This is a genomic window from Sphingomonas sp. MMS24-J45 (assembly GCF_044881195.1).
Taxonomy (GTDB): Bacteria; Pseudomonadota; Alphaproteobacteria; order Sphingomonadales; family Sphingomonadaceae; genus Sphingomonas.
Genome location: NZ_CP173255.1, coordinates 1600935 through 1625786, shown reverse-complemented (window position 1 = coordinate 1625786; position 24852 = coordinate 1600935). Strand labels below are relative to the sequence as shown.

The window sequence follows — 24852 nt, the reverse complement described above, 5'->3', positions numbered from 1 at the left end:
CCGACCAAGACCCTGATGAAGAGAATGGCGATGCTGGCCGCATTGGCAACGCTGGGCACGACAAGTGCTTGCGTCACCGTGTCGGCCCCGGACAAGCCGATCGTCATCAACCTCAACATCAAGGTTTCACAGGAGGTCGTCTACCGTCTCGACGGCCAGGCGAAGAGTTTGATTCAAGCTCAACCAGGGATTTTCTGATGACACGCACGTTCAAGATTTCGCTCGCCGCCTTCGCCTTGATCGGCGCATCGACTGCGGCGCTGGCGCAGCGCGACCCGGCCTATCAGGCGGCGCGTTCGGCGGGGCAGGTCGGCGAGAAGCCCGACGGCTATCTCGGCGTGGTTGGCGCGGGCAGCGCGGAGCTGCGCGCGATGGTCAACAACATCAATATCCAGCGCAAGGCCGCTTATACCCAGCAAAGCGCGCAGGCCGGATCGACGGTCGAGCAGTTCGCGATCACCAGCGGCTGCAACCTGATCGCGCGGACGGTGCCGGGCGAGAAGTATCAGGCACCCGATGGCAGCTGGAAAACGCGGACCAACGCGCCGCCGGAGCGCATCGCCAGCTGCGTGTGACGCGCGGCTAGGCCGTGCCGATCACCTGAGCGGCAAAGCGTTCCATTTCCTCTTCCTGCGGGCTCATCTGGAGCAGCAACAGGTCTAGGCCAGCCGCCTCATATTCGGCGATGCGTTCGCGCAGTTGCTCGGGCGTGCCGACCAGATTCGGGCGCAAGCCCCGGTTGGAGACCGAGTATTCCGCGATCTTCATCTCGCGCTCTAGCTGTGTGCCCGACAGCCATTGATCGAAATTGGCGTAACCGGCGGGAAGCTCGGTCACTGACGTGATCCGCGCCAGTTCGCGCTTCGCCTCGGCCTCGCTATCCCGCACGATGGCATAAGCGGCCATGCCGTATTGCATCGGCGCTCCGCCAACCGCTTCGCGGCGCGCGGCCATGTCGGCGATCTTCGGTGCGACCGCCTCGACCGGATCGCCGTGCATGACATACGCGTCGCAGCGCGCGGCGATCATCGCCTTGGCCTTTTCGCTTTCGCCGCCGGCATAGACGACGGGTTTCCGCGCCGGCTTCGGAGAGCAGATCGCCGCCTCGGTGTTGTAGAACTGACCCTGGAAGTCGAACCGCTCCTCGCTCCACAAGCCATCCACCACTTGTAGCCATTCTTCGGTCCTGGCATAGCGATCGTCATGCTGATCGAATTGCAGGCCATATTGCCTGGCTTCGTCGGCCCACCAGGACGAGACGACGTTGAGCGCGAGGCGTCCGTTGGCAATCCGATCGATATTAGCCGCCGCCTTGGCGAACAGCGCGGGGTGGTGAAAATTGGGGCGAACCGCGACCATCAGTTCGATGCTCTCGGTCACGGCCGCCAGAGCGGCGGCGGTCGACCAGGCGTCGAGCGCGGGTTGCTCGATCCCCTTGATATCGTTGAGATTGAGTTCGGCGATCAACGTGAGATCGTAACCGATCTTCTCGGCGCGTTGCGTCAGGCGCTTGGCATAGGCCCAGCTGGCCTCCATCCCTTCATCGGGCACATTGCGCAGCCAGCCGCCGAACACCGGCATCCAGAACCCATAGCGCATCAGCGTGCTTCCTCGATCCGGGCGATGAGATAATCGACCAATGCATCGTGCGGGTCATAGCCGAGCACGTCGAGCGGCTTGGCGACGAAATTGGACAGCGCATTGATGTCGTAGAAGCGGGCCACACCGTCGCGATCGTCGATCATCACCTCGATCCCGCCGACATCGAGATCGACAGCGCGGGCGATCGCTTCGGCGGCATCGCGCAGGGCGGGGCCAGGATCGGTCGCGACCATCGGGATCGGCGCGCTTTCATCGACACAGGCATCGGCCGGGCACAGGTCGAACGCCCCACCGCCCTGAATATCGAGCGCATACAGGAATTTGCGATCGAGCGTCTCGATCCGCGTCACGGTGCCGCCGCGCGCGGAGACATAATCCTGCACCAGCAGCACGCCATCGACGCTGACAGGAAGCTCACCCGACTCGACCAGATAGCGCAGCTCGGGAAGGTTATCGGCGCGCACGATCCCGGCGCCCGATCCGCCGATATTGGCTTTCACCACCAGCGGGAAGCCGATTGCCTGGGCGGCCGCCACGACATCTTCCGCGCGGTGGACCACCCGCGTCGCCGGGATAGCGAGGCCGAGCGAGGCGATCAGCGAAAGTTGGCGCGCCTTGGACGAATCGATCGCCAGTACTTCGGGCCCGTTGACGATCGTCGCGCCGCCGCGGCGCCAGTGATCGAGCAGGGCGGCGGCGTAGAAGATCGGATGCTCGGCCGAGCGCAGGAAGCTCGACATCGCGATGCGGTTGAACACCACGCGCGCCGGGGGTGCCTGATCAGCCGGATCGAAATGCCCGTCCGGCGTCAGCGCGACATAATCGACGCCGCGCCGGTCGAGCGCGGCGAACAGCGGCGCGAACCACGCCGGGTGTTCGTACAGGATCGCGAGATCGGTCACTTTGCCTCGGCCAGCGCCGCCTTGGCGACCGCGCTGGTCCAGTCCATCCCGCCGGTCGAGCGCCATACTTCCTTGCCCGACGAATTGAACAGGATGCTCATCGGCAGGCTAGCATTGTACGCGATGCTGAAGCCCAGCTCCTTGTCGAGGTAAGGCTGGAGCCGCGCAAATTTCTGCTTGGCAAAGTACGCCGCGATCGTGGGGCGGTCCTTGTCCTGGCTGATCGCGACGACCGGGATCGTCGCCGCAGCGGCATCGAGCGTCGGCATTTCCTTGACGCACGGGCCGCACCAGGTGGCCCACAAATTGACCAGCACGGGCTTACCCTTGAAGGCGGCGAGCGTGGTCGGCTTGCCGTCTGGCGATTCAAAGCTGAGCGTCGGGGCGGCCTCACCCTTGTGGCTGCGATCGATCTTGCCCTCGGCGCTCGGTGCGGCGGGTGCGACCGGCGCGGGTGCCGCCGCTTGCTCGTTCGACGAGACTTGCTTATCGCACCCCGCCAGAAGACCCATAGGCAGGGCAAGCGGCAGGACCAGAGCGATTACCGAACGGAAAGACATCACGGGCGCATCCAATGCGATGTGGGGTGGCCGCTTCGCCGAAGGGCCGGCCGCGGTAATGCGTGCGATAAATGCCTCGATCCCGTTCGACAAGCGGCTGTGGCGGCAGGATATCGCCGGATCCAAGGCGCATGTCGCGATGCTCGGCGCGACCGGGATCGTGTCGGCGGAGGATGCCGCGACCATTTCGGCCGGACTCGACACCGTCGCCGCGCATTATGCGGCGCACGGCGTGGCCGAGGACATGGTGCTCGAAGACATCCATATGCAGTCCGAAGCACGGCTCGCTGAGGCGATCGGCCCGGTCGCGGGGCGGCTGCACACGGCGCGGTCCCGCAACGATCAGGTCGCGACCGATTTCAAATTGTGGGTGCGCGATGCGATCGACGAGGTCGATGCGGCGCTTGGTGCTTTCCAGGCGGCACTGCTGACGCGGGCGGAAGACCATGCCGACAGTGTGATGCCCGGCTTCACCCATTTGCAAAGCGCACAGCCGGTGACGCTGGGCCATCATCTGATGGCTTATTACGAGATGATCGCGCGCGACCGCAGTCGTTTCGCCGATGCGCGCGCGCGGATGAACCTGTGCCCGCTCGGCTCGGCGGCGCTTGCGGGCACGGGCTTTCCGATCGACCGCGCGATGACGGCGGCGGCGCTTGGCTTCGACGGGCCGACGCGCAATTCGCTCGACGGCGTGTCCGACCGCGACTTCGCGATCGAATATCTCACTTGCGCGACGCAATGTTCGCTTCACCTCAGCCGCCTGGCCGAGGAATTCGTGCTGTGGGCGTCGCAGCCGTTCGGCTTCGTCGCGCTTTCCGACCAATGGTCGACCGGCAGCTCGATCATGCCGCAGAAGCGCAACCCCGATGCCGCCGAGCTGGTGCGCGGCCATGCGGGCCGGATCCTCGGATGCATGACGGCGCTGATGGTGACGATGAAGGGCCTGCCGCTCGCTTATTCGAAGGACATGCAGGACGACAAGCCGCCGGTGTTCGAGGCGCATGACCTGCTCGGCCTGTCGATCGCCGCGATGACGGGGATGGTCGAAAGCGCGACCTTCCGTACCGATCGGATGCGCGGCCTCGCCGAGGCCGGCTTTGCCACCGCGACCGATCTCGCCGACTGGCTGGTGCGCGAAGCAGGCGTGCCGTTCCGTGAGGCGCACCACATTACCGGCCGCGCAGTGGCGCGGGCCGAGACGCTGGGCGTGACGCTCGATGCGGTGCCGCTCGCCGATTTGCAGGCGATCGATGCGCGGATCGACGCGCGGGTGTACGACGTGCTGTCGGTCGATGCCTCGGTCGCCAGCCGCATCAGCTTCGGCGGGACCGCCCCGGTGCGGGTGCGTGCGGAGATCGCCGCGGCGCGCGAAGGAGAGAGATGATGCGCGCTGTGCTCCTGTTCGGATCGGTGCTGCTGCTCGCCAGCTGTGGTGCTGCGACCAATTTGAAACCGGCGAAGGGCGAATCGCTGCCGGTCGCCCCTTATGGTGCGAAGGCCACGCCGACCCCGGCGCAACTCCTCAAACCGAGCGACCAGGCCCGCCCTGCGCGCAGCGACGAACTGCTCAAACGCTCGCAGGAACGCCGCAGCGACGAATTCAGCCTGCCGCCGCCCAATTGATCTTCTCCCTTTTCCGTTTTTAAGGCCGACATCATGGATCACTTCGCGCTGATCGACGGCGTCCTGCATTGCGAGGGCGTGCCGCTGCCGGTGATTGCCGAACAAGTCGGCACGCCGGTTTATATCTATTCCACCGCGACCTTCGAAAAACACGCGCGCGCCTTTCGCGAAGGGCTGTCGGCGGCGGGCGACGTGCATTTGGCCTATGCGATCAAGGCCAATCCCAATCTCGCGGTGCTGCGCGTGCTCGCCAAGGCCGGATATGGTGCCGACGTCGTGTCGGGCGGCGAGCTGGCGCGCGCGCTGGCGGCGGGGATTCCGGCGGCCGACGTGGTGTTTTCGGGCGTCGGCAAGACCGAGCAGGAACTCGTCGCCGCGCTCGATGCCGGGCTGGGGCAGTTCAACCTCGAGTTGGAGGAGGAGGGCGTGGTGCTCGCGCGCCTCGCCGCCGCGAAGGGCATGGTCGCCAACGCCGTGCTGCGCGTGAACCCCGATGTCGATGCCGGCACGCACGCCAAGATTTCGACAGGCAAGCGCGAGAACAAGTTCGGCGTGGCGGTAGACCAGGCGGCGGCGATCTTCGCACGACTGGCGGCACTCCCCGGCCTCGCGATGCGCGGGGTGGCGATCCATATCGGCAGCCAGTTGAGCGATCTTGCGCCGCTGGAGACGGCGTACAATCGCGTCGGCGAACTGGTCGCGCAGATTCGCGCGATGGGCCTGCCGGTCGAGCGTGTCGATCTGGGCGGCGGTCTCGGCGTGCCGTACCGCGCCGGGGACGTCTATCCGAGTCCGGCGGAAATGGGCGCGATGGTCGCGCGCGTAACCCGCGACTGGGGCGTGCGGCTGATGTTCGAACCCGGCCGCGTGATCGCTGGCAATGCCGGGGTGCTGCTGACCAAGGTCATCTGGGTGAAGCCCGGCGTCACCAACCCCTATGTCATCGTCGATGCCGCGATGAACGACCTGGCCCGCCCGGCGCTGTACGATGCGTGGCACGATTTCCAGGCAGTCCGTCCGACCGGCGCGCGGATGACCGCCAATATCGCGGGACCGGTGTGCGAGAGCGGTGACACCTTCGCAATGGGGCGCGAGATCGACGCGGTCGAGCGCGGCGATCTGGCGATCTTCCGCACCGCGGGCGCGTATGGCGCGACGATGGCCTCGACCTACAACAGTCGCGCGCTAGTGCCCGAGGTGCTGGTCGATGGCGACCGTTTCGCGGTGGTGGCCGACCGCATCCTGCCCGAGACGATCCTTGCCGCCGAACGCATTCCGGAGTGGCTGAAGGCGTGAGCCTGCCTCCGCCCGCGCTACACAGCCTGCCGCTGTTCGTGCGCATGGGGGGACGCGCGGTGATCCTGCTGGGTGAGGGCGAACCCGCCGCGGCGAAGCGTCGCCTGCTCGAACGCGCTGGAGCAGAGATCGTTGGCGAGGAAGCGAGCGCCGCGCTGGCGATCGTGGCGATCGAGGAAGATGCCGAAGCGCTGGCCGCGATTACGCGATTGAAGGCGCGCGGCGTGCTGGTCAACGCGGTCGATCGGCCCAAGCATTGCGACTTCACCCTGCCCGCAATCGTCGATCGCAGCCCGGTGATCGTCGCGATCGGGACAGGCGGCGCGTCGGCAGGACTGGCGGCGGCGCTACGGCAGCGGCTTGAGACGCTGTTGCCCGCGACGCTCGGGCCGCTGACAGAGCGGCTAAGCGCGATGCGTGCGGCGATTCGCCTCGCGTTTCCGACGCTCGACGATCGCCGCCGCGCGCTTGGTGCCGCCTTTGCCGAGGGCGGCGCGCTCGATCCGCTGCGCGCCGCACCCGAGGCGGTGAATGTCTGGCTGGAGCGGCCCGACGCCGCTGCCGCGCGCCGCGTGACGATACGACTACGCTCGAGCGACCCCGACGACCTGACGCTCGGCGAAGGGCGGGCGCTGGCGCTCGCCGACCGCATCTACCACCGCGCCGACATGCCGGCGGCGATCCTCGACCGCGCCCGCGCCGACGCGGTACGGATCGTCGCGGACGCCGCGCCGGACAATGGCGACGCGGGCGTCACGGTTTGGATGGAGTGGGCATGAGCGGCTTTGCCTATCGGGTTGCCAACGGCACGGCGGAACGGATCGATATCGCGCAAGCGCTCGATACGCCGGGCGACCTGGTTTGGGTGCATCTCACCACCAACAACGAACATGCGCAGGCGTGGCTGACCGAGACCGCCAAGGCGCCCGATTATGTCGTCGATGCGCTGACCACCACCGAATCGCGCCCGCGCTGCGATGCGCTGGGCGACGGCGCGTTCCTCAACCTGCGCGGCCGATCCAACGAAGCGATGACGATGTCGGACCCGCTCGCGTCGTTGCGCATCTGGGCGACGGCGGGGCGGGTGATTTCGGTCGCGCGCCGATCGGTCACCGCGATCGACGATGTCGTGAAGCTGATCGAGGGCGGCATGGTGCGCGATCCGGGTGATCTGATCGCCGAATTCGCCAGCGCGATTACCGAAGAGCTTGATCCCGAGGTCGGCGATCTGGGCGACCGGCTCGACGATTGCGAGGCCGATCTCGATGCCGACAAGGTGTTCGAGCTTCGCCGCGGCGTGACCAAGGTGCGCGTCGCCGCGATCGGCTATCGCCGCTTCCTGCAACCGCAGCGTGCCGCGCTGGAGAAGTTGGCGGCGCTGCCGTGCGATTGGCTGCACGATGACGACCGGCTGCACCTGATCTCCGCAGCCGACCGGGCCGCGCGGATGGCGGAAGAACTGGAGGCAATTCGCGAGCGGTCCGCGCTGATGCACGAAGCGCTGACCGATCTGCGCGCCGAACAGATCGATTCGCGCTCACTGCTTATTTCGATCGTGGCGCTGATCTTCCTGCCACTGACCTTCCTGACGGGGCTATACGGCATGAATGTCGAGGGGCTGCCCTTTGCCAAGGAGCCTTGGGCATTCGATGCGATCGGCGGGATCTGCATCGCGGTGGCAGTCTTGATCGTGGGCTATTTCAGCGCGCGGCGCTGGTTCGGCTGATGCTCAGCGGCTGAGCCGTTCGACCTCGTCGTTCAGCGCCTGGATTGAAGCGACGAGGCGCTGGCGATCGGCGCGTGTGGCGGCGAGTTGCGACTTGGCTTCGCCGAGTTCCACCGCGCGCGCGGCGATACGGGCGTCGAGATTGGCATTGGAGCGCTTCAGTTCGGCAATCCGGCGCGCGCGGGCCAGCGTGCGCGCGATGCGGGCGGCAAGCACATCGAAATCGAACGGCTTGGCGACATGATCGTCCGCCCCGGCGGCCAGCGCCTCGACCGCCGCCGCAGGATCGCTGCGCCCGGTCAGCATGATCACGGGCAGATCGATCGTATCGCGGTTACCGCGAATTTCGCGCAGCACCTGCACGCCGGTCAGGCGCGGCATTACCATGTCGAGCAATACCAGATCGAACCCGCGCGCGGCGATCAGATCGAGCGCCTCTGCGCCATTATCGCTGAGCGCGGTAAGATAGCCGAGATGGCCGAGGCGCCGCCCGAGCACGGTGAGATTGGTGCGGCTGTCGTCGACCACGAGGGTCGTGCCGAGCGCGCGACGCGGTGCGGTGGAATCGAGTGGGAGAAGATCGGTCATGCCGACGGCATACGCCGTGCCGCGTCACGATTTGGTTAACGCCGCGACAACCTTGTTACGCGGCCCGAACGGCGCGCCATGCCTGGCCGATTTCGTCGAGTGTTTCGGCCACATCGCGGAACGGGCGCGGATCGTTGCCGACGCTGGCATTGACCACCGTCTGACGCGCACCGGCATAGAGATTGGCAAGCGCCGGCGCGACGGTGCCGCCCGCTTCGAAATCGAGCCCTGCCTCAAGCGCAAAGAGGATCGCGGTCGCGCGCGTCACCTTGTCGCTCTTCATCGCATAATTGCCGTTCTCCGCCGCCCAAGCGGCGCTGCGCAACGCGCGGATTGCCTCGTCGTACAGGAGTTGCACCAACGCCGGACCATCGGCTTCGGCCGTCCGGCCGCCGAGTTCGATCTGGCGATAGGTCGCTTCCGGATTGCGGCCGAACGCCGTGGCATAGGCGGCGCTCACCCGGTGCTCTTGTTCCACTGGGCGATCTGGTTCGTCAGCGCGGTCTGGCTCGCTTTATAAGCAGCGACGCGCGCATCCGAGGCGGCATATTGCTTGGTCAGACGCTCCTGATAGGCCGTCGTGTCAGTCGCGACCTTGGCCTCGGCATCTGCGATGCGGTCCTTCGCGGCGGTATAAAGCGCGGCACTGCCGACCAGGCCGATCCGCTCGACTCGGCCATTGACTGTAACCGTCTTGTCGACCGCGGCGGTCGAGATCGCGTCGAGCGCTGCGGCGATCCCCCCGCCGCTCGCGCCGGTGCCATCGGCGAACAGCGCCTCGACCCCGTCGGGATTGCTCGCGATAATTGCCGAGAGTTTGGTTGAATTGACCGAGAGCGTGCCGTCGCGATTGGTCGACACGCCGATCGCCGAAAGGCTGGTCGGTGCACCTGAGGCGGCACCAGTGGTCAGCGTGGTGAGCGACAGGCCGCGGAGCGCGCGGGCAAGGCTGGTGGCGTTGTAATCGTTGCGCAATGGTCCGGTGGTCGAGTCAATCTCGGGCTTAAGCAAGGCCTGCAGCTGATTATAGGTGTCGACGAAATCATTCACCGCCTGCGTGATCGCTGCGGTCGGCGTGCTGCTGCCCAGAGTGATGATCTTGCCGGCCGCGGCACTGGCAAGATTGAGCTTCACGCCGTCGATCAGATCGGAGACCGTGTTGCTCGCCCGTTCGACCGCCACGCCGTCGACTTTTAGCTGCGCGTTGAGCGCGGCGCTGCCGATCGTCGTAGCGCTTTCCCCCACGCCGACGTTCAGCTGCGCGAGACCTTCGCTATCGCCGCTCAGCGTGAACGCCTGCGCGCTTCCGGTGGCACCTTTCAGCGTCAGGCGGGCCGTGCCGTCCGAATCCGTGACGACGCTGGCAGTGACGCCTGCGGCCTTGGCGTTGATCGCCTTGGCGATGCCGTCCAGTGTCTGATTGCTGCTGTCGATCGGGATCTCGATTGCGCTCGCCGAGCCTGCGGTAAAAGCGGTCAGCGCGCCATCGGTGACCGTCCCGGTGCCGAAGGTCAGCGTCAGCGTGCCGGTACCGACCGTGGCGGTGCGGGTGGCAAAGGATGCAGCGGTCGTCGCGATCTGCGGCGTGGCGAGGCGCGTCACCTCGACCGAGGCGGACAGGCCCGACAGTTTTGCGCCAGGCAGCGCGCTCGCGGTCAGCACGCTGCTGTCCGAACTGGTCGGCTGCGTGACAAGGCTGCCGCTCTTCACAAGCGTCTTCAGGCCTGAGGCAAAGCTGGTGATGCCGCTCTGAATCTTGGCGACCGAGGAAATTTGCGCCGTCAGCGCATCGTCCTGTTTGGCAAGTTGCGCGTTTTTGGCGGCAAATTGCGCCTGCACCAGCGACGAGATCAGCGCCGCGGTATCGACGCCCGATCCGACATTCTGCGCAGTCAGGATCGACTGGCCGAGATTGGTCGTCCCCGTCGCGCTGGTCGTCACCATGACTGTGATCCCGTTACAAAACTCAGAAGATAGAACGACCGAGGTCCGCGCATCTTTAGGATTCCTTCACGCCGTTTTCGTCGAAGCGCGCGGTCGGCGGCACCAGCACCGGCGGCGGAGTGCCGCCCGCCTCGGCATTGAGGCCGAAGACGAAGGCGAGGATCGTCGCGAGCGCAACGTACAGGTCATCGCGGACCTCCTGCCCCTCGCGGCTGGTGTAATAGACGGCGCGGGCGAGCGACGGATATTCGAGCACCGGCACGCGGTTTTCCGCGCCCAGTTCGCGAATTGCGAGAGCGATGACGCCGCGCCCCTTGGCGACGACAACCGGCACCTGATCCTTGCCACGATCATAGCGCAAGGCGACCGCGAAATGGGTCGGGTTGGTGAGGATGACATGCGCCTCGCTCACCGCCTTGCGCATGTTGCGCGTCGCCATTTCGCGCTGACGCTGACGCTGCGCGCCCTTTGCCTCGGGCGAGCCTTCGGTTTCCTTATTCTCGTCCTTGATCGCCTGTTTCGACATGCGCAACTTGCGCAGCAACTGGATGATCTGCAGCGGCACATCGACCCCGGCGATCACCAACAGCCCGAACGCCATCGTGAACAGCACGCCCATGAAGGTGCCGCCGAGCGACGCGACCGCCGTCCCGATATTGGTCGAGGCGAGGCCGATCGTGCTGTGGGCGACCTGGCCCAGCATGTACCAGCCGATACTTCCGAGCAGCACGACCTTGAGCAGCGATTTGCCGAGTTCGATCCATCCCTGCGGGCCGAAAATGCGCTTCAGCCCCGATGCCGGATTGATCCGAGACCCCTTGGGCGCGAGCAATTTGCCGTTGAAGGTAAGATGGCCGAGCCCCGCCTGGCTGAGGATCGCCGCGACGAAAGTGACGACGAGCAGCGAACCGAGCGCTGGCGCCAGCTTCCACCCGCTTTGCGCGAGCGGGCGGAAGGGCGAGAAATCCTCGATGTCGCGGTGATCGAAGGCGAAGCTTGCGGCCATCACTTCCTTGCACGCGCCGACCAATGACGGTCCCATCAGTGCGAGCCAGCCGCAGCCCGCCAGGATCACCAGCGCGGTCGCGAATTCCCGCGATTTGAGGATGTCACCCTGTTCGGCCGCGTCGCGTTTGCGCTTGGCTGTTGGTGCTTCTGTCTTTTCGCCGAACTCCTCCGACATCAGCCGAGCACCAGGCTTTGGGTGGCGGAGAGCGCCTCATTGATGATGACGAGCAGATAGTCGCCCATCGCCGGGAAGCCCATCGCGAGCGCGACGACGCCGACCGCGAGGCTGGCGGGCAGGCCGACCGCGAACAGATTGAGCGACGGGGCCGAACGCGAGATCATCCCCACGATCAGATTGAGGCACAGCAGCAGGAACCCGACCGGCAGCGCGAGCAGCAGCCCTGCGAGAAAGGTGTAACCGCCGAAAAAGGCGATATTCTCGAGCTGTTGCGGCTTGAGCCAGGCGGCCCCCGGCGGCAGCGCATCATAGCTCTTCACGATCATCTCGACCAGGATCAGGTGGCCGTTGACGCTGAGGAACAACAGCGTGAGCATCATCGAGAAGAATTGCCCGAGCGCCGGAGTCGAACGCCCGTTCTGCGGATCGATCGCCGAGGCGAAGCCGATTCCCATCGACGTGCCGATCACTTCGCTCGCGATCATGGGTGCGGCAAAGGCGATTTGCAGGATAAAGCCCATCGCGAAGCCGACCAAAGCCTCGGCTGCGACGGCAAGGAAGGTGGCGACCGCGAAGACATGTTCGGGTGGTGTGATGGGATGCACGCCCAGCACCAGCACCCCAATCGCGCCCGACAGCGTGACGCGCACCGTCAGCGGGATCGACACCGCGCTGAACACCGGCGCGGCAATGAACGCCGCACCGACACGCACCATTACGAAGATCAACGCCCAGAGTTGCGGCTCGACCGACAGGCCGAAGCCGAGGGGGCCACCGCCGCTGCCCATGTCAGCGAACCAGATCCGGGATCCGCTCGAAAATGCTCAGCGTGAAATCGCTGATCAAGCCGATGATCAAGCCACCGAAGATCAGCAGCGACACCGCGACGACGATCAGTTTCGGCACGAACGACAAGGTCTGTTCGTTGATCGAGGTCGCCGCCTGGATCATGCCGGTGATGAGCCCCGCGAGCAATGCCGGGATCAGGATCGGGGCGGAGGCGAGCGCCAGCACCCACATCGTCTGATTGGCGATGGTCAGGAAATAATCGGCGTCCACCCCACTAACTCACGAACGAATTGGCGAGGCTGCCCATCGTCAGCGCCCAGCCGTCGACCAGCACGAACAGCAGCAGCTTGAACGGCATCGAGATGATCGTCGGCGACAGCATCATCATGCCGAGCGACATCAGCACCGTCGCCACGACCAGATCGATCACGATGAAGGGCAGGAACACCAGAAAGCCGATCTGGAACGCGGTCTTAAGTTCGCTCGTCACGAAGGCGGGGAGCAGCACCGAGAAGGGGATGTCGTCGGCCTTTTGATACGGGCCGCTCTTGGCAATCCCCGCGAACATCGTGATGTCCTTCTTGCGGGTCTGCTTCGCCATGAAATCGTGGAGTGGGATCGCACCCGCCTTGATCATGTCGGTCGCGCCGATCTTGCTTTCGGCATAAGGCTGGATCGCGGTCGCGTTGATCTTGTTGATCGTCGGCGCCATCACGAAGAAGGACAGGAACAGCGACAGGCCGATCAGCACCTGGTTGGGCGGGGTCTGTTGCAGCCCCATCGCCTGCCGCACGATCGCCAGCACGATGATGATCCGCGTGAAGCTGGTCATCATCAGCAGGATGCCAGGCAGGATCGTCAGCAGCCCCATGACGATGAGGATCTGCAGCGACAAGGCCATCGGCGCATCGCCGCCGCCGAGTTCCTTAAGGGCCTTGTCCGCCGCATCGCCGACGCCCGGAGTCGGGGCGGGGGTCGGCAGCGCTTGCGCGAAGGCTGGATGCGCCACGATCAGTGCGAAGACGATGCCGCACAGCAGGAGGAACAACTTACCCCAGTGCGACACGCGCTTTTCCGGCTGGCGGATCAGCGCCGGGCCGGAGCCCTTGCGGACGATCTTGACGCTCACGCGGCGTTCCCGCGATCGATCAGCGTGACGCCGGTCCGGCTGACCGAGACGAGCAGCTTGCGCCCTTCGAAATCGATCACCGCGAGGCGGACGCTGGGCGAGATCATCATCGTCTCATTGACCTTGAGCATGCGGTTGGCGGGTTGCCCCGGCATCCGCGATTCCAGCTTCCGCCAGGCATAGAGGCACCCGATCATCAGCCCGCAGACGAGCGGCAGCAGCACGACGAGCTTCAGGACATAGGACCACATCATCGCCGTCAGGCCCGCTTTTCAGGGGAAACCAGCTCGGTCATGCGGACGCCGAACCGGTCGCCGACCATCACCACTTCGCCGCGCCCGATCAGCGTGCCGTTGACCAGCACGTCGAGCAATTCATTGGCTTGCCGGTCGAGCTCGATCACGCTCGATTCGCCCAGCGCGAGGAGTTCGCGCAGCGTGAGCGAGGTCGAGCCGATCTCGACCGTCAATTTGACGTCGACATCCTGCAGCAGCCGGAAATTGGCCGCGAGGCTCGCATCGACCGGAAATCCGCCCGTCATATCGTTCATTGGAAAGTGCCCCCGAGGTCGGAATTCAGTTCGTAGGAAATGCTGGTCAGCTTGATCGCGGCGCGGCCGTTCGACGTGCCGACGGTGCCAGCCCCGAGCCGGTCGCCGCCGACCATCACCGGCACATCGCCGCCGACGCTGATCGGAATCACGTCGCCCGCCTTCAGCTCCAGCAACAGGCTGAGCGGAACGACCGGTTCGGCCAGCACCGAGCGCACGCCGAAACGCACGTCCATCACCGCGCGGGTGAGGCCGTTACGCCATGCCGGATCGGGCTCGGCGGTCTTGCCGTGGACCTTGCCGGTAAGCGACGGACCGTGCGGCTTCAGCGCAGCGACTGGATAGAGCAGATCGAGGAACACCGGCTTGGCGCTCCCCGCGGCGATGCCGAAGCGGGTCACGACCACCGCATCTTCCGTGTCGAAATCGGGGATCAGCGACGGGTTTACCTCGACATGGCCGGGCGTGAAGCTGATCTTGGCGAGCGGTTCCCATGCCTGCCGCATCGGTTCGGCGAGCATCGTGCCGAGCTGCGCGATCATCGCTTCGGCGGCGGGGGTGAATTCGCTCGGCAGGTCGTGCGGCGCATGGCCGGTGCCGCCGAAGAACAGGTCGAGCAACTCGAGCACGAAACGCCCGTCGAGCACCGCGAGCGTCTGGCCGGTTGCCAGTGTTCCGCCGCCCGACATGGCGAGCGGCAGCCACGCGGTCAGCCCGGCGGGGCGTTCGGCGCGATAATCGGCCAAGCGCTGCACGACCAGCGGCTCGGCCCAGCAGCGCACTTCCTTGCGCAGCAGCGGCTCGAACACGGCGCGTACCCCGCGCGCGAGGCGTGCGGAAAGGTGTTGCACGGTGTGCAGATCGCCGAACGGGTTGAGATTGGTCGCCCCAAGCGCGGCATGTTCGGCCGCGCGACGCGGGCGTTCCCGCCGCTCGTCCGCCGACTGTCCGCTGCTGCGCTTAAGGTCTTCGTTAACCATGCCTCACTGAACAACGAAAGTGGTAAAGTAAACGTTACCGACGCCGCCAAAGCCTTCCTTTTCCTTCAGCGTATCGTTGATCGCCTTGGCGATCCGGCGCTGCAGCATCTGCTTGCCATTGCTGGTAAAAACCTGCTCCTCGGTGGTGTCGCCGAGCGCCATCAGGATCGACGAGCGCACCGCGATTTCGTTGGTTTTGATGTTTTCGATGACGGTGTCGTCGTACGGCGTGGAGATGGCGATGCCGACCTGAACGAAGTGGACGCTGTCCTGCAGGTTGGAGGTGAACTCCTTTTCCATCGCATAATAATTAGAGGCATATTTGTCGCCGCCGGTGCCGGTCGGCGGCTTGTGCCCGCCGCTCGATTCGTGCCCCTCGCCCTCGCTCGACCCGGCGCGCTTCTGTTCGGCCTTGGGGACGAGGCGCGGGCCTTCGGCGACGGCTTCACCCTTATGCCCGCCGAGCATCCCGGCATTGACCGCATACAGCGTGCCGCCGACGCCGCCGCCAAGCACGGCCAGGCCGCCGACGGCGATCAGCACGATCTTCATGGCGCCCTTTTTCTTCTTGGGGGTGTCCTCAATGGCAGTCTTGTCACTCACGGTTGTGCTCCTTCAATTCAGGCGAGACGATGATCTGGGGTGGAAAGCGCTGCGGCATCGGTGAGGGCCGATGCGGGCGCGCCGGGTGGGGCAGCGCGCGGCTGCGCTTGTGGCTGGGGCGGGGCATTGCCGCCGCCGGTGCCGGTCGAGACGCTGGTGTCGCCGATCCGCACCCCGCGTGCGGCGGCGAGTTCGGTAAGACGCGGTTGCGCCTCGGCGATCAGCGCACGCGTCGCGTCCTGCTCGGCGGTGAAGTGGACATGGACGCGCTCGCCCTCCTGCCGCACCGCGACGTCTATGCTGCCCAGCGCATCGGGAATGAGCCGCACGCGCGTGTCGCCCGCATCGGCGGCGTCGCGCAGCGTTTCGATCCGGTCGATCATCCGTTGCAGGCCGCTATCGGCGGTCAGATCGAGCGCCGGATTCGCGGTCTGCGCAGCGGCCTGGACCACCGCGCGTTCGCGCAGGTCGATCGGGGCGGCGGTCGCGAAGCTTGCCGGACCGTCCAGCGGATCGCGGCCTTCCCCTCGCGCACGGTCGCGCCACGATCCGGCGATCGCACGGGCCGAGGCGAAGACCTGGCCGGCGGGCTGTGGCAGCGTGCTGACGGTGATCGCTTGCGCAGGTGCGGCGACCGGCGCGGATGCAGAGACCGACGCGTCGGGTGTGCGTTGCGGAGCATCGACCATCGGCTTTGGAGCGACGATTCCCGCCGCAGGCCGGAGCGACGGCGAGATAGCATCGAGGATCTTGGTCGGCAGCGCTGGCCGGGTCGGCGTCGCTTCGGGAGCCTCGGACATCTGCGGCGGGGCGCTTTCCTGCACGGTCGGCGTTTCGCGCGGCGTCTCCGGGGCGGCGGCGGTGGCGGGCGGCGCGCTTTGCGCGGCTATGGGCGCGGTGGTCACGCCTTCAGGGGGCGAGGCGGTGACGGCGACAGGAAACGGTACGGGCGGCGTTAGCGCGGCCAGCCACGGGTTTTGCGCGGCGGGGTCAGCCGGATCGGCTTCGTCATCGGCCACGACAGGCAAATCCTTGCCGGGTTCGGCAGCGGCTTGCCGTTCGGCGATCAGCGGGTTCGCTGCTTGCGGCTCGAGCGCGGCCTCTTTGGCATCGAGGAACGCGCCCAGCGTCTGCGCGAAGCTCCCGCCCGACGCCACGGCACCGTCGCCCGCCACTACAAGTGGCGGCGCGGGCGGGGCAAGCGGTGGCAAAGCGGACGACAGGTCGATCATGCAAGCTCCAGCGGGGCCGAAGGCGGTACCCGTCAGGCTATAAGCAAGGATCATGCCGGATTTTGCGCGAGGGCGGTGCCGTCTCCAGCGCGCGAATTTCCTTGAGCGCGGCATCGGCTTGTGCGCGGGCGATCAGTTTCTCGATCGCGCTCTGGTCGCGGCGCGCCTCGCGCGTGGCTTCCGCCGCGCGTTCGGCGACGGCTTGAGCGGCGCGCAAGCGACCCTCGGCGGCTTCGGCGGATTGGTGCAAACGCTGGCGGAAATGCGCCGCCGCAATGAGTGAAAAGCCTGCGACCGGGGCTGGCGCGGGCGAGACCCCTTCGACCAGCTGCGCGATGCGCGACTTGAGCAGCGCCTCGCTCGCGGCGCGTTCCTGCGCGCGCGATTCCTCGGCCTGGACGAGGCCGAGCTGCAAGGTACGGACGCGCAGGATGCGGTCGAGCTTGGATTTAGCCATCCGCGAACACGCCGATCAGCTCGGCTGCGGCATCATCGAGCGTCACCATCTCGCCCGGGTCCTGCTTGATATATTCCATCACCGCCGGGTGGCAGGCGATGGCGGCATCGATCGCCGGATCAGCACCTGATCGATAGGCCCCCATCAGCACCAGATCGCGATTTTCCTCGTAAGTGGCGAGGTGGCGGCGCAGCACGCGCGCGGCCTTCAGATGCTGCTGCCCGACGATGTCGCTCATCACGCGGCTGACCGAGGGACCGATGTCGATCGCGGGGTATACGCCGCGCTCGGCGAGCTGGCGCGACAGCACGATGTGCCCGTCGAGAATCGAGCGCGCGCTATCCACGACCGGATCGTTGCCGTCGTCGCCATCGGCGAGCACGGTATAGATCGCGGTGATCGATCCGCCCGAATGGACATCGACCCCGGCGCGTTCGATCAAATTCGGGAGCATCGCGATCGCGCTAGGTGGATATCCGCGCGCGGACGCGGGTTCGCCCAGCGCAAGGCCGATCTCGCGCCCGGCATGGGCGACGCGGGTGAGCGAATCCATGATCAGCAGCACCTTCTTGCCCTGCGCGCGAAACCCTTCGGCGATGGCGTGGGTGCGCAAGGCACCGCGAATGCGAAGGACGGGCGAATGGTTGGCAGGCACCGCAACGACGACGGCACGCTTGCGCGCTTCGCCCGCCACTTTGGTTTCGAGGAAGTCGGCGACTTCGCGACTGCGTTCGCCGATCAGGCCGATCACGATGACATCGGCCTCGGCCGCGCGGACGATCATCCCGAGCAGCACCGATTTTCCGACACCCGATCCGGCCATGATGCCGATCCGCTGTCCCTGACCGACGGTGAGCAAGCCATTGATCGCGCGCACCCCGACATCGAGCGGTTGCAGCACGCGGCCACGGTCGAGCGGCGACTGGATCTTGCCCGCCAGCGGCCAGCGCGCCGCACCACGAATGGGCCCCAGGCCGTCGATCGGCTTGCCGGCACCATCGACCACGCGACCGAGCATGGCGGGGCCCACTTCGGCCTCGCCCGGTGCGCCCACCGGGCGAACCGGTGCTTGCGGCAACAGCGCCGCCGCGCCGCCGAGGTTCATCAACAGCGTGCGCCCGTTGCGGAAACCGATCACTTCGGCCTCGACGCCCGATGCACGGTCCCCGACCTGGCAGACGGTGCCGACGGGCAGGGTGAGCCCGACCGCCTCCATCAACAGCCCGTCGAACGAGGCGAGCCGCCCCGAAACCTTCGGGCGCGGGGTGAAATCGGGCAAGCCCAGGGAATCGAGATAGTCGCCGGTGAAGCGGTTCAGCATGACGAGAGATACCTTTCCCGTTCGCCCTGAGCCTGTCGAAGGGCATGTGCTGCGCGGGCATCGGAAAGCGTGGTTACGGGTGCTTCGACAAGCTCAGCACGAACGGTGGGGAACGCGCTCACGCCTCCGGCACCGCGACGCGGTCGATCGCCTGCGCCAATTGTTCGAGCCATTCCCCGGGACCGTCCTCGACGATCGTCGAGGCGCTTTCGAGCACGAACGCGCCGCGCGCGACGCTCGCATCGCCAATCGCAAAGATCTGGCGCGGCAATTTTCCTTCGAGCAACGCGACATCGTCCGGATGGACGCGCAGCATCGCCGATTCGGCGGCATCGCTCAGCATTTCGGCAGCGGCCTCGATCCGGCGCGCGAGGATTTCGGGGGAAATGCCGACCTCGCCGACCAGCCGCGTGACCAGAAACAGCACCGTCTCGCGCAGCCGTCGGGCGACCGCGTCGCGATCGATCCGGTCGTCGGCTTGCAAGGCATGGGTGAGCGAGGCGAGCAAGGCGCGGTCGCGCTCGGCGTTCGCGGCGGATTCGGCACGCGCGGCCTCGACGCCCTCGGCATAGCCCGCCGCATGGGCAGCCGCGACCGGATCGATAAACGGCGCGGGCGGCGCAGTGGCATCGAGCGGGTCCCAGCCAGCGGTCGGATTGCTACCCGGATTGGCCGGCGAGAAGTGTTTCGGGCTGGCGTCGCTCTCGCTTTGCGGCGCGAAATGAACGGGGCCACGCGTTGCGCGATCACGCAGATCGGCGGCGGCGAAGCCCGCAACGCGGGGCGCGAACGCGGCCTGGAGCGCCTCGGCGACGCCAATCCCGCGCGAGGAAAAACCGGCTGTAAACTCAGACATAATCGTCGTCACCGCCACCCATCTGGATCGTGCCGTCCTTGGCGAGATTGCGCGCGATCTGGATGATTACCTTCTGCGCATCGAGCACTTCGCTGAGCTTCATTGGCCCGCGCGCCTCCATCTCGTCGCGAATGCCGTCGGCGGCGCGGCTCGACATGCAGCCGAGGAAGCGCGCGCGAACGCTCTCGTCGACGCCCTTCAGCGCGCGCGTGAGAATGTCGCTGTCGATGTTGCGGATCAGCGTGCCGAGATTCTTGTCATCGAGCTCGAGCAGGTTGTCGAACACGAACATCGCTTCCTCGATCGCCTTCGCCACTTCGCGGTCGATCTTGAAGAGTTTCGGCATGACGCGCAGCTCGGTCGCCTTGCGCCCGCTCGACAGGATCTTGGCGGCGTCGCGCGTGCCGCCCAGCGTGACGCCGGTCTGCGTCTGCGTCGATGTCGTGCGGTTGGCGAGCATGGTCTTGAGCGTCGCGACCGCCTCGGGCGTGATCGGCCCCAGCCGTGCGAGGCGGTGGAGGATGTCAGGCTGCACCGCATCGGGCATCAGTTCGAGCACCTGCGCGCCGACCGCCGGATCGAGATTGGCGATCAGCACGGCGGCGATCTGCGGATGTTCCTTCTCGATCATCGCGGCGATTTCATTGGCATCGAGCCAATCGAGCAAGTCGATCTGGCACGCTTCATCTGCCGGGACGATCCGTGCGAGCACGCTGTCGGCCTTTTCCTGGCCCAAAGCGCGCGTCATCACCGCCTCGATGCGGGGGCGCGGATCGAAGCCGATCGCAGTGCGCTCGCGTGCCTTGCCGACGAAATCGTCGAGCACATGTTCGACCTCGATCTCGCTGACATCGGCGACCGCGAACATCGCCTTGCCGAGCTGACGGACTTCCTCAGGATCGAGCTTCTGCAGGATGGCAGCGGCTTCCTCCTCGCCAACGAGCATCATCAGCACGGCGGCGCGTTCGACGCCGGTATAGGTTCGCATTGGCGCGTTCATGACTTGATCATGTCCCGTACGGCGAGCGCGGCGCGCGCCGGATTGTCGCGAGTGAAGCCGCGGACCATGCCGATCCGATCGTCATAGCCGCGCGTCTGTTCGAGTGCTTCGATGCTGACCGGCTGGTCGCCAGGCGGGGGCGGCATCTGGCCGTTGCCGCTCGATTCACCGGCGAATTCCCGGCCCAGCGCGGCGCGCGGCTGCGGCGCCGAGTCGTCGCGCTTCTTGAGCACCGCCTTGGCGAGCGGGCGGATGCCGAGGAACAGCACGAGCAGCGCGATGACGATCGCGGTGACGTTGCGCGCCACGACCGGCAGCCAGCCGGCATCATACCACGGCTGCTTGTCATCGAGCGCGGTCGCACCGGCGAATTTGCGGCTGATGACCGTCACCTGGTCGCCGCGGCCCTGGTTATAGCCAACTGCGGTCTGCACCAGCGAGGTGATCTGCTGGATCTCGACCGTCCCGCGCGGCTTGCCCGTTTCGGGGTCACGCAGCAGCACGGCGACCGACAGGCGCTTGATGTCGCCGGGGGCGGTGCGGCTGACAGAGACTTCCTTGCCCAAGTCATAAGCCCGCGAATATTGGTCGCTCGCCTTCATCGCATCGCTGACCGCGCTGGCGGCAGCAGCGACGACCGGTGCCGCGGCGGCTGGCGTCGCGCCCGGGGTCGGCGTTGCGCCGGGCGTCGGGGTTGCGGCGGGCTGCGGCGCTGTCAGCGTCGAGGCGGGCGGCGGGGTATTCGACAGGGCGCCGGGGATGCCGCCGGGCGCCGCCGACGCAGGGCTGCCGTTGCCAGTCCACTGCCCCTGCTCGACCCGCAAAGCACCCTGCTTGTCATAGCTTTCGCGCGTCGCCTGGGTTTCGTTCAGATCGACATCGGCTTGCACTTCGGTGGTGAAATTGCCTGCGCCGACGAGCGGGGTGAGCAATTGCACGACCTGCGCACGATATTTCTCCTCGACCCGACGCTGGAACGCGATGCGTTCGTCGCTGGCAATGCCGAGCTGGCTTTCGCGCGCACCCTTGGTGAGCAGGCCGCCCATCTGGTCGACGATCGTCACACCCTCAGGCTTCATGCCGGGCACCGACGAGGCGACAAGATTGACGATCGACGACACCTGCGCGTCGCCGAGGCTGCGGCCCGGCTGCAATTTGACGATGACCGAGGCGGACGGCGCGGCATTGTCGCGGACGAACACCGACTGTTCGGGGGTGGCGAGATGCACGCGCGCCTCGGCCACCGCGTCGATTTCCTGGATAGAGCGGGCGAGTTCGGTTTCGCGCGCCTGGCGCAGACGTTCGCCCTCCACCGCGCGCGACACACCCATCGGCAGGCTGTCGAGAATCTGATAACCGCCAGGGGCCGCCTTGGGCAGGCCCTGTCCGGCAAGCAGGATGCGCGCGCGCGAATAATCGTCTTCGTTGACGGTCAGCGCACCAGTCGCCTCGTCGATCCGCGAGGTGATGTTGGCCTGTTGCAACGCGGCGGTGACCGACGCCTTGTCGGCATCGGCGAGCCCGGCAAACAGCGTCTTCTGCGTCGGCGTGGCGATCATCATCCAGGCGAGCGCAGCGGCCGCGATCAGGCCGACCAGCAGCACCATCGGCAAGCTACGCCGCACCGCAGGCTGCGCGAGCAGACCCTGCAACTGGCTGATGGGGTTGGCGAAGCGCTCCGGAAGGGCGGGGAGCGGGCTGGGAGTGAGGGCGTTGCTCATCGATTATACCGGCATGCTCATGATGTCCTTGTAAGCGGACAGGAGTTTGTTGCGGACTTGCAGCGTCGCTTCGAAGCCGACCGAAGCCTGCTGGCGGGCCATCATCACCTTGGCGATGTCGACAGTCTCGCCGCGCTCATAGGCTTCCGAGAGCTTGGAGGCTTCGACCTGCCCCTGGTTCACGCTTTTGAGCGCATCTTCCATCGTCGCGGCGAAGCTGGCTGGCTTGGCTTGCGTTGCCGCCGGGCCGTCGCTTGCCCCAGCTCGGGCGAGCGCCTGGTTGCGTTCGAGGATCTGCGCGCGCAGCGCCATCACGCGGTCGACGCTCATCGCGCCGCCACCACCGATTCCGTCGATGCTCATGCCCATGCACTCCGATTGGCAGCAGGCACGATCTCATCGCCCTGCTCGCGCGCCTTGGCGAGGCGGTAGCGCAGCGTGCGTTCGGAAATGCCGAGACGCTTGGCGGTCTCGATCCGGCTGCCGTTGCACGCCGCCAGCGTTTCGCGGATCGCCTGGAATTCGTGCATCTGCACGATATTCCCGAGTGTTGCAGGTGCCGACTGATCGTTCGCGGCACTCGCCTGCAGCGCGGTCGGGCGATCGAACACGATGTGCTCGGCCGAAATCGTATCGCCGCCAGCGAACAGCAACGCGCGCTGCACGACATTTTCCAGCTCGCGCACATTGCCCGGCCAATCGTGGCGCAACAGCAAGTCGATCGCCGACATGTCGGGCCACGGAATCGTCTGGCGGTTACCCGCGTGGCGCAGGATCAGCGTCGCGGCGAGCGCGGGAATGTCCTGCGGACGCTCGGCGAGCGGCTTGGTGGTGAGCGGGAAAACCGACAGGCGGTAGTAAAGGTCGGCACGGAAACGCCCGGCAGCAACTTCATCCTGCAGATCGCGGTTTGCACAGGCAATGACGCGCACGTCGATCGCTTGCGGGCTGGTCGCGCCGATCGGCACGACTTCGCGTTCCTGCAGTGCACGCAGCAGCTTGGCTTGAAGCGGGAGCGGCATTTCGGCGATTTCGTCCAGCAGCAGCGTGCCGCCATTCGCGGCGCGGAAGAACCCCTCGCCGCCCGCCGAGGCACCGGTGAAGGCGCCCTTCTGATGGCCGAACAGCATCGCCTCGAGCATCGTTTCGGGAAGCGCCGCGCAATTGATCGCGATGAACGGACCCGCTGCGCGGGCCGAGTTCAGATGGATCGCGCGCGCGAGCACTTCCTTGCCGGTGCCGGTCGGGCCGTTGATCAATACCGTGATGTCGGCGGCGGCGACGCGTTCCGCCAGTGCATAGAGCGCGAGGCTTTCGGGATCGGCGGCAGTCGGCATTTCGGGTTCGGCGAGCAAAGCGCGGACAAAGCCTGCGCCAACCGCGGCATCGGCTGGACCGAACGCAACGCGCGCCGGGCTGCCATCGCGCGAGGGGATGATGCAGCGCCCGTCGGATCCGATCACCACGGTGCGGGCGGCGGCGGGCGGGGTTTCCCCTTCCGCCACCAGATACAGCTCGCCGCTGCGCGGCTTGGCATCGGCACCGTTGGCGCCAGTGCTGCCAATCGCGAAACCTTGCGCCCGGAGCGCAGACACCAGCGGATAATGCTGGCGAAGGATGGCGGCGGATGGAACGATGGAACGCATGGATTTCCCCCTGGACGAACGGAGGAATGCGGCAGATTTGGTAAACGAGCCGTTAAACATACTGCCGCAGCGGCAAAGTTTTTCCGCTTGCCGCACCCCGGACGCGAAAAATCCCCTATAATGGCGCCGCAAACCCCTGGAAATCCGGTGGAAAACCGTCGGTGGAACGATGTGGTTTGCAAAAGCGCTTAATCTCCTCGCCGAGCGGTCGTTACCACCCTTGGCGGCTCGGCTCTCCGATAGGGGGCGGCGGGATTGCCGGACCACAATGGAGATACACCCATGACTGTTATCGGAACCAACGTCGGCGCACTTCGCGCGACCAACGCATCGAATTCGGCCAGCGCCGCGCTGCAGACCAGCATCGAGCGCCTATCGACCGGCAAGCGCATCAACTCCGCCAAGGACGACGCAGCTGGCCTGGCCATCGCATCGTCGCTGACCTCGCAGATCCGTGGCCAGAACCAAGCAATCCGCAACGCCAACGACGGCATCGCGCTGTCGCAGACGGCAGACGGCGCGCTTGGCGAAGTGACCAACATCCTGCAGCGCATCCGCGAACTGGCTGTCCAGTCGGCATCGGGCACGTATAGCGATGACGACCGCACCAACCTGCAGGCCGAAGTCGGCCAGCTGACCGCACAGCTCACCGACATTCAGGGCAAGACCAAGTTCAACGGCGTCGAGCTGCTGAGCAATGCCGCTGCCACCGTCACGATCCAGACCGGTTCGGCATCGGACGACACGGTCGATCTGGACGTCGGCGGCGTTGATCTGGACGATGCGATCGACATCGACATCAGCGACTCTGCCGGTGCGACCGGTGCGCTCGACACGCTCGACACCGCGCTGCAGACGGTCAACACCGTCCGCGCCACGCTCGGTGCCGGCCAGAGCCGTCTGGCTTCGGTGGTCAACAACCTGACCAGCAACGTCGCGAACCTGACCGACGCGCGCAGCCGCATCGAGGACGTCGACTTCTCGACCGAAACGACCAACCTCGCCAAGGCGCAGATCCTCAGCCAGGCATCGACCGCGCTGCTCGCCCAGGCGAACCAGTCGCAGCAGGGCGTGCTGAAGCTGCTCGGCTAAAACGAGACCGGCCCTGGCACCCGCCCCCCTATATCGGGTGTCGGGG

General features: G+C 66.2%; 30 protein-coding genes. 8 read left to right on the top strand and 22 right to left on the bottom strand.

Annotated elements, in window-relative coordinates:
- The first annotated feature begins 15 nt into the window (after positions 1-15).
- Together AB5I39_RS08230 and AB5I39_RS08225 are read left to right on the top strand one after the other, a co-directional pair.
- Entirely contained in the window at positions 16-198 is a 183-nt protein-coding gene (locus AB5I39_RS08230; RefSeq protein WP_404373542.1) for a YnbE family lipoprotein, read from the top strand.
- Positions 198-575 (top strand): YdbL family protein, encoded by a 378-nt coding sequence (locus AB5I39_RS08225; protein WP_404373540.1) that lies wholly within the window; start codon positions 198-200, stop codon positions 573-575. The genes AB5I39_RS08230 and AB5I39_RS08225 overlap by 1 nt, the downstream gene beginning before the upstream one ends.
- A gap of 7 nt (positions 576-582) precedes the next feature.
- Here AB5I39_RS08225 and AB5I39_RS08220 read toward each other — a convergent pair whose 3' ends face one another.
- From AB5I39_RS08220 to AB5I39_RS08210, 3 genes are read right to left on the bottom strand one after another with little or no spacing between them, the layout of a single operon-like run.
- Positions 583-1599, bottom strand: a complete 1017-nt coding sequence (locus tag AB5I39_RS08220; protein WP_404373538.1) for an LLM class flavin-dependent oxidoreductase — start codon at positions 1597-1599, stop codon at positions 583-585.
- Complete coding sequence (locus tag AB5I39_RS08215; protein ID WP_404373535.1) at positions 1599-2504, bottom strand: RimK family alpha-L-glutamate ligase; 906 nt, start codon at positions 2502-2504, stop codon at positions 1599-1601. Before AB5I39_RS08215 ends, AB5I39_RS08220 begins: the two co-directional genes overlap by 1 nt.
- Entirely contained in the window at positions 2501-3064 is a 564-nt protein-coding gene (locus AB5I39_RS08210) for a TlpA family protein disulfide reductase (RefSeq protein ID WP_404374074.1), read from the bottom strand. The genes AB5I39_RS08215 and AB5I39_RS08210 overlap by 4 nt, the downstream gene beginning before the upstream one ends.
- Before the next feature lie 19 nt (positions 3065-3083).
- Between AB5I39_RS08210 and argH the strand changes: the two genes are divergently transcribed.
- The 5 genes from argH to AB5I39_RS08185 are packed head-to-tail and all read left to right on the top strand — an operon-like array spanning position 3084 to position 7712.
- Positions 3084-4451, top strand: a complete 1368-nt coding sequence (gene argH, locus AB5I39_RS08205) for an argininosuccinate lyase (RefSeq protein WP_404373532.1) — start codon at positions 3084-3086, stop codon at positions 4449-4451.
- A complete protein-coding gene (locus AB5I39_RS08200; RefSeq protein WP_404373530.1) occupies positions 4451-4690 on the top strand; it encodes a hypothetical protein in 240 nt (79 codons plus the stop codon). The genes argH and AB5I39_RS08200 overlap by 1 nt, the downstream gene beginning before the upstream one ends.
- A 33-nt stretch (positions 4691-4723) precedes the next feature.
- Positions 4724-5986 (top strand): diaminopimelate decarboxylase, encoded by a 1263-nt coding sequence (gene lysA / locus AB5I39_RS08195; protein ID WP_404373528.1) that lies wholly within the window; start codon positions 4724-4726, stop codon positions 5984-5986.
- A gap of 44 nt (positions 5987-6030) precedes the next feature.
- Positions 6031-6765, top strand: a complete 735-nt coding sequence (locus tag AB5I39_RS08190; RefSeq protein WP_404374072.1) for a bifunctional precorrin-2 dehydrogenase/sirohydrochlorin ferrochelatase — start codon at positions 6031-6033, stop codon at positions 6763-6765.
- The gene (locus AB5I39_RS08185; protein ID WP_404373525.1) at positions 6762-7712 is read left to right on the top strand and encodes a zinc transporter ZntB; all 951 of its coding nucleotides are present in this window, start codon (positions 6762-6764) and stop codon (positions 7710-7712) included. Before AB5I39_RS08190 ends, AB5I39_RS08185 begins: the two co-directional genes overlap by 4 nt.
- Before the next feature lie 3 nt (positions 7713-7715).
- On the opposite strand, the gene AB5I39_RS08180 is transcribed toward AB5I39_RS08185, so the two are convergent.
- From AB5I39_RS08180 to AB5I39_RS08090, 19 genes are all read right to left on the bottom strand, one after another.
- The gene (locus AB5I39_RS08180; protein ID WP_404373523.1) at positions 7716-8300 is read right to left on the bottom strand and encodes a response regulator; all 585 of its coding nucleotides are present in this window, start codon (positions 8298-8300) and stop codon (positions 7716-7718) included.
- Positions 8301-8355: 55 nt separating this feature from the next.
- Positions 8356-8760 carry a flagellar protein FliS gene (locus tag AB5I39_RS08175; RefSeq protein ID WP_404373521.1) on the bottom strand — a complete coding sequence of 135 codons (405 nt, stop codon included), beginning with the start codon at positions 8758-8760 and terminating at the stop codon, positions 8356-8358.
- Positions 8757-10244, bottom strand: a complete 1488-nt coding sequence (gene fliD, locus AB5I39_RS08170; protein WP_404373518.1) for a flagellar filament capping protein FliD — start codon at positions 10242-10244, stop codon at positions 8757-8759. Before fliD ends, AB5I39_RS08175 begins: the two co-directional genes overlap by 4 nt.
- Before the next feature lie 55 nt (positions 10245-10299).
- Positions 10300-11427 carry a flagellar type III secretion system protein FlhB gene (flhB, locus tag AB5I39_RS08165; protein WP_404373514.1) on the bottom strand — a complete coding sequence of 376 codons (1128 nt, stop codon included), beginning with the start codon at positions 11425-11427 and terminating at the stop codon, positions 10300-10302.
- Positions 11427-12218, bottom strand: coding sequence for a flagellar biosynthetic protein FliR (fliR, locus tag AB5I39_RS08160; RefSeq protein ID WP_404373512.1), 792 nt, complete (start codon positions 12216-12218; stop codon positions 11427-11429). The genes flhB and fliR overlap by 1 nt, the downstream gene beginning before the upstream one ends.
- Position 12219: 1 nt before the next feature.
- Positions 12220-12489, bottom strand: a complete 270-nt coding sequence (gene fliQ / locus AB5I39_RS08155; RefSeq protein WP_353203213.1) for a flagellar biosynthesis protein FliQ — start codon at positions 12487-12489, stop codon at positions 12220-12222.
- Between the two features lie 4 nt (positions 12490-12493).
- The gene (gene fliP, locus AB5I39_RS08150) at positions 12494-13348 is read right to left on the bottom strand and encodes a flagellar type III secretion system pore protein FliP (protein ID WP_404373510.1); all 855 of its coding nucleotides are present in this window, start codon (positions 13346-13348) and stop codon (positions 12494-12496) included.
- Complete coding sequence (locus AB5I39_RS08145) at positions 13345-13602, bottom strand: flagellar biosynthetic protein FliO (protein WP_404373507.1); 258 nt, start codon at positions 13600-13602, stop codon at positions 13345-13347. The genes fliP and AB5I39_RS08145 overlap by 4 nt, the downstream gene beginning before the upstream one ends.
- Positions 13603-13607: 5 nt before the next feature.
- Positions 13608-13898 carry a flagellar motor switch protein FliN gene (gene fliN / locus AB5I39_RS08140; protein WP_176497606.1) on the bottom strand — a complete coding sequence of 97 codons (291 nt, stop codon included), beginning with the start codon at positions 13896-13898 and terminating at the stop codon, positions 13608-13610.
- A complete protein-coding gene (locus AB5I39_RS08135; RefSeq protein WP_404373503.1) occupies positions 13895-14878 on the bottom strand; it encodes a flagellar motor switch protein FliM in 984 nt (327 codons plus the stop codon). Before AB5I39_RS08135 ends, fliN begins: the two co-directional genes overlap by 4 nt.
- A 3-nt stretch (positions 14879-14881) precedes the next feature.
- Positions 14882-15481, bottom strand: a complete 600-nt coding sequence (locus AB5I39_RS08130) for a flagellar basal body-associated FliL family protein (protein WP_404373500.1) — start codon at positions 15479-15481, stop codon at positions 14882-14884.
- Positions 15482-15498: 17 nt separating this feature from the next.
- Positions 15499-16713 (bottom strand): flagellar hook-length control protein FliK, encoded by a 1215-nt coding sequence (locus AB5I39_RS08125; protein ID WP_404373498.1) that lies wholly within the window; start codon positions 16711-16713, stop codon positions 15499-15501.
- Positions 16714-16750: 37 nt separating this feature from the next.
- Positions 16751-17170, bottom strand: coding sequence for a hypothetical protein (locus AB5I39_RS08120; RefSeq protein WP_404373495.1), 420 nt, complete (start codon positions 17168-17170; stop codon positions 16751-16753).
- Complete coding sequence (locus tag AB5I39_RS08115; RefSeq protein ID WP_404373492.1) at positions 17163-18491, bottom strand: FliI/YscN family ATPase; 1329 nt, start codon at positions 18489-18491, stop codon at positions 17163-17165. Before AB5I39_RS08115 ends, AB5I39_RS08120 begins: the two co-directional genes overlap by 8 nt.
- A gap of 118 nt (positions 18492-18609) precedes the next feature.
- Positions 18610-19347, bottom strand: coding sequence for a FliH/SctL family protein (locus tag AB5I39_RS08110; protein ID WP_404373489.1), 738 nt, complete (start codon positions 19345-19347; stop codon positions 18610-18612).
- The gene (gene fliG / locus AB5I39_RS08105; protein ID WP_404373487.1) at positions 19340-20347 is read right to left on the bottom strand and encodes a flagellar motor switch protein FliG; all 1008 of its coding nucleotides are present in this window, start codon (positions 20345-20347) and stop codon (positions 19340-19342) included. Before fliG ends, AB5I39_RS08110 begins: the two co-directional genes overlap by 8 nt.
- Complete coding sequence (gene fliF, locus AB5I39_RS08100; protein WP_404373484.1) at positions 20344-22068, bottom strand: flagellar basal-body MS-ring/collar protein FliF; 1725 nt, start codon at positions 22066-22068, stop codon at positions 20344-20346. The genes fliG and fliF overlap by 4 nt, the downstream gene beginning before the upstream one ends.
- 3 nt (positions 22069-22071) lie before the next feature.
- Positions 22072-22431, bottom strand: a complete 360-nt coding sequence (gene fliE, locus AB5I39_RS08095; protein ID WP_404373481.1) for a flagellar hook-basal body complex protein FliE — start codon at positions 22429-22431, stop codon at positions 22072-22074.
- Positions 22428-23714, bottom strand: a complete 1287-nt coding sequence (locus AB5I39_RS08090; protein WP_404373478.1) for a sigma-54 interaction domain-containing protein — start codon at positions 23712-23714, stop codon at positions 22428-22430. Before AB5I39_RS08090 ends, fliE begins: the two co-directional genes overlap by 4 nt.
- 282 nt (positions 23715-23996) lie before the next feature.
- Between AB5I39_RS08090 and AB5I39_RS08085 the strand changes: the two genes are divergently transcribed.
- A complete protein-coding gene (locus AB5I39_RS08085; RefSeq protein WP_404373476.1) occupies positions 23997-24806 on the top strand; it encodes a flagellin in 810 nt (269 codons plus the stop codon).
- Positions 24807-24852 lie beyond the last annotated feature (46 nt).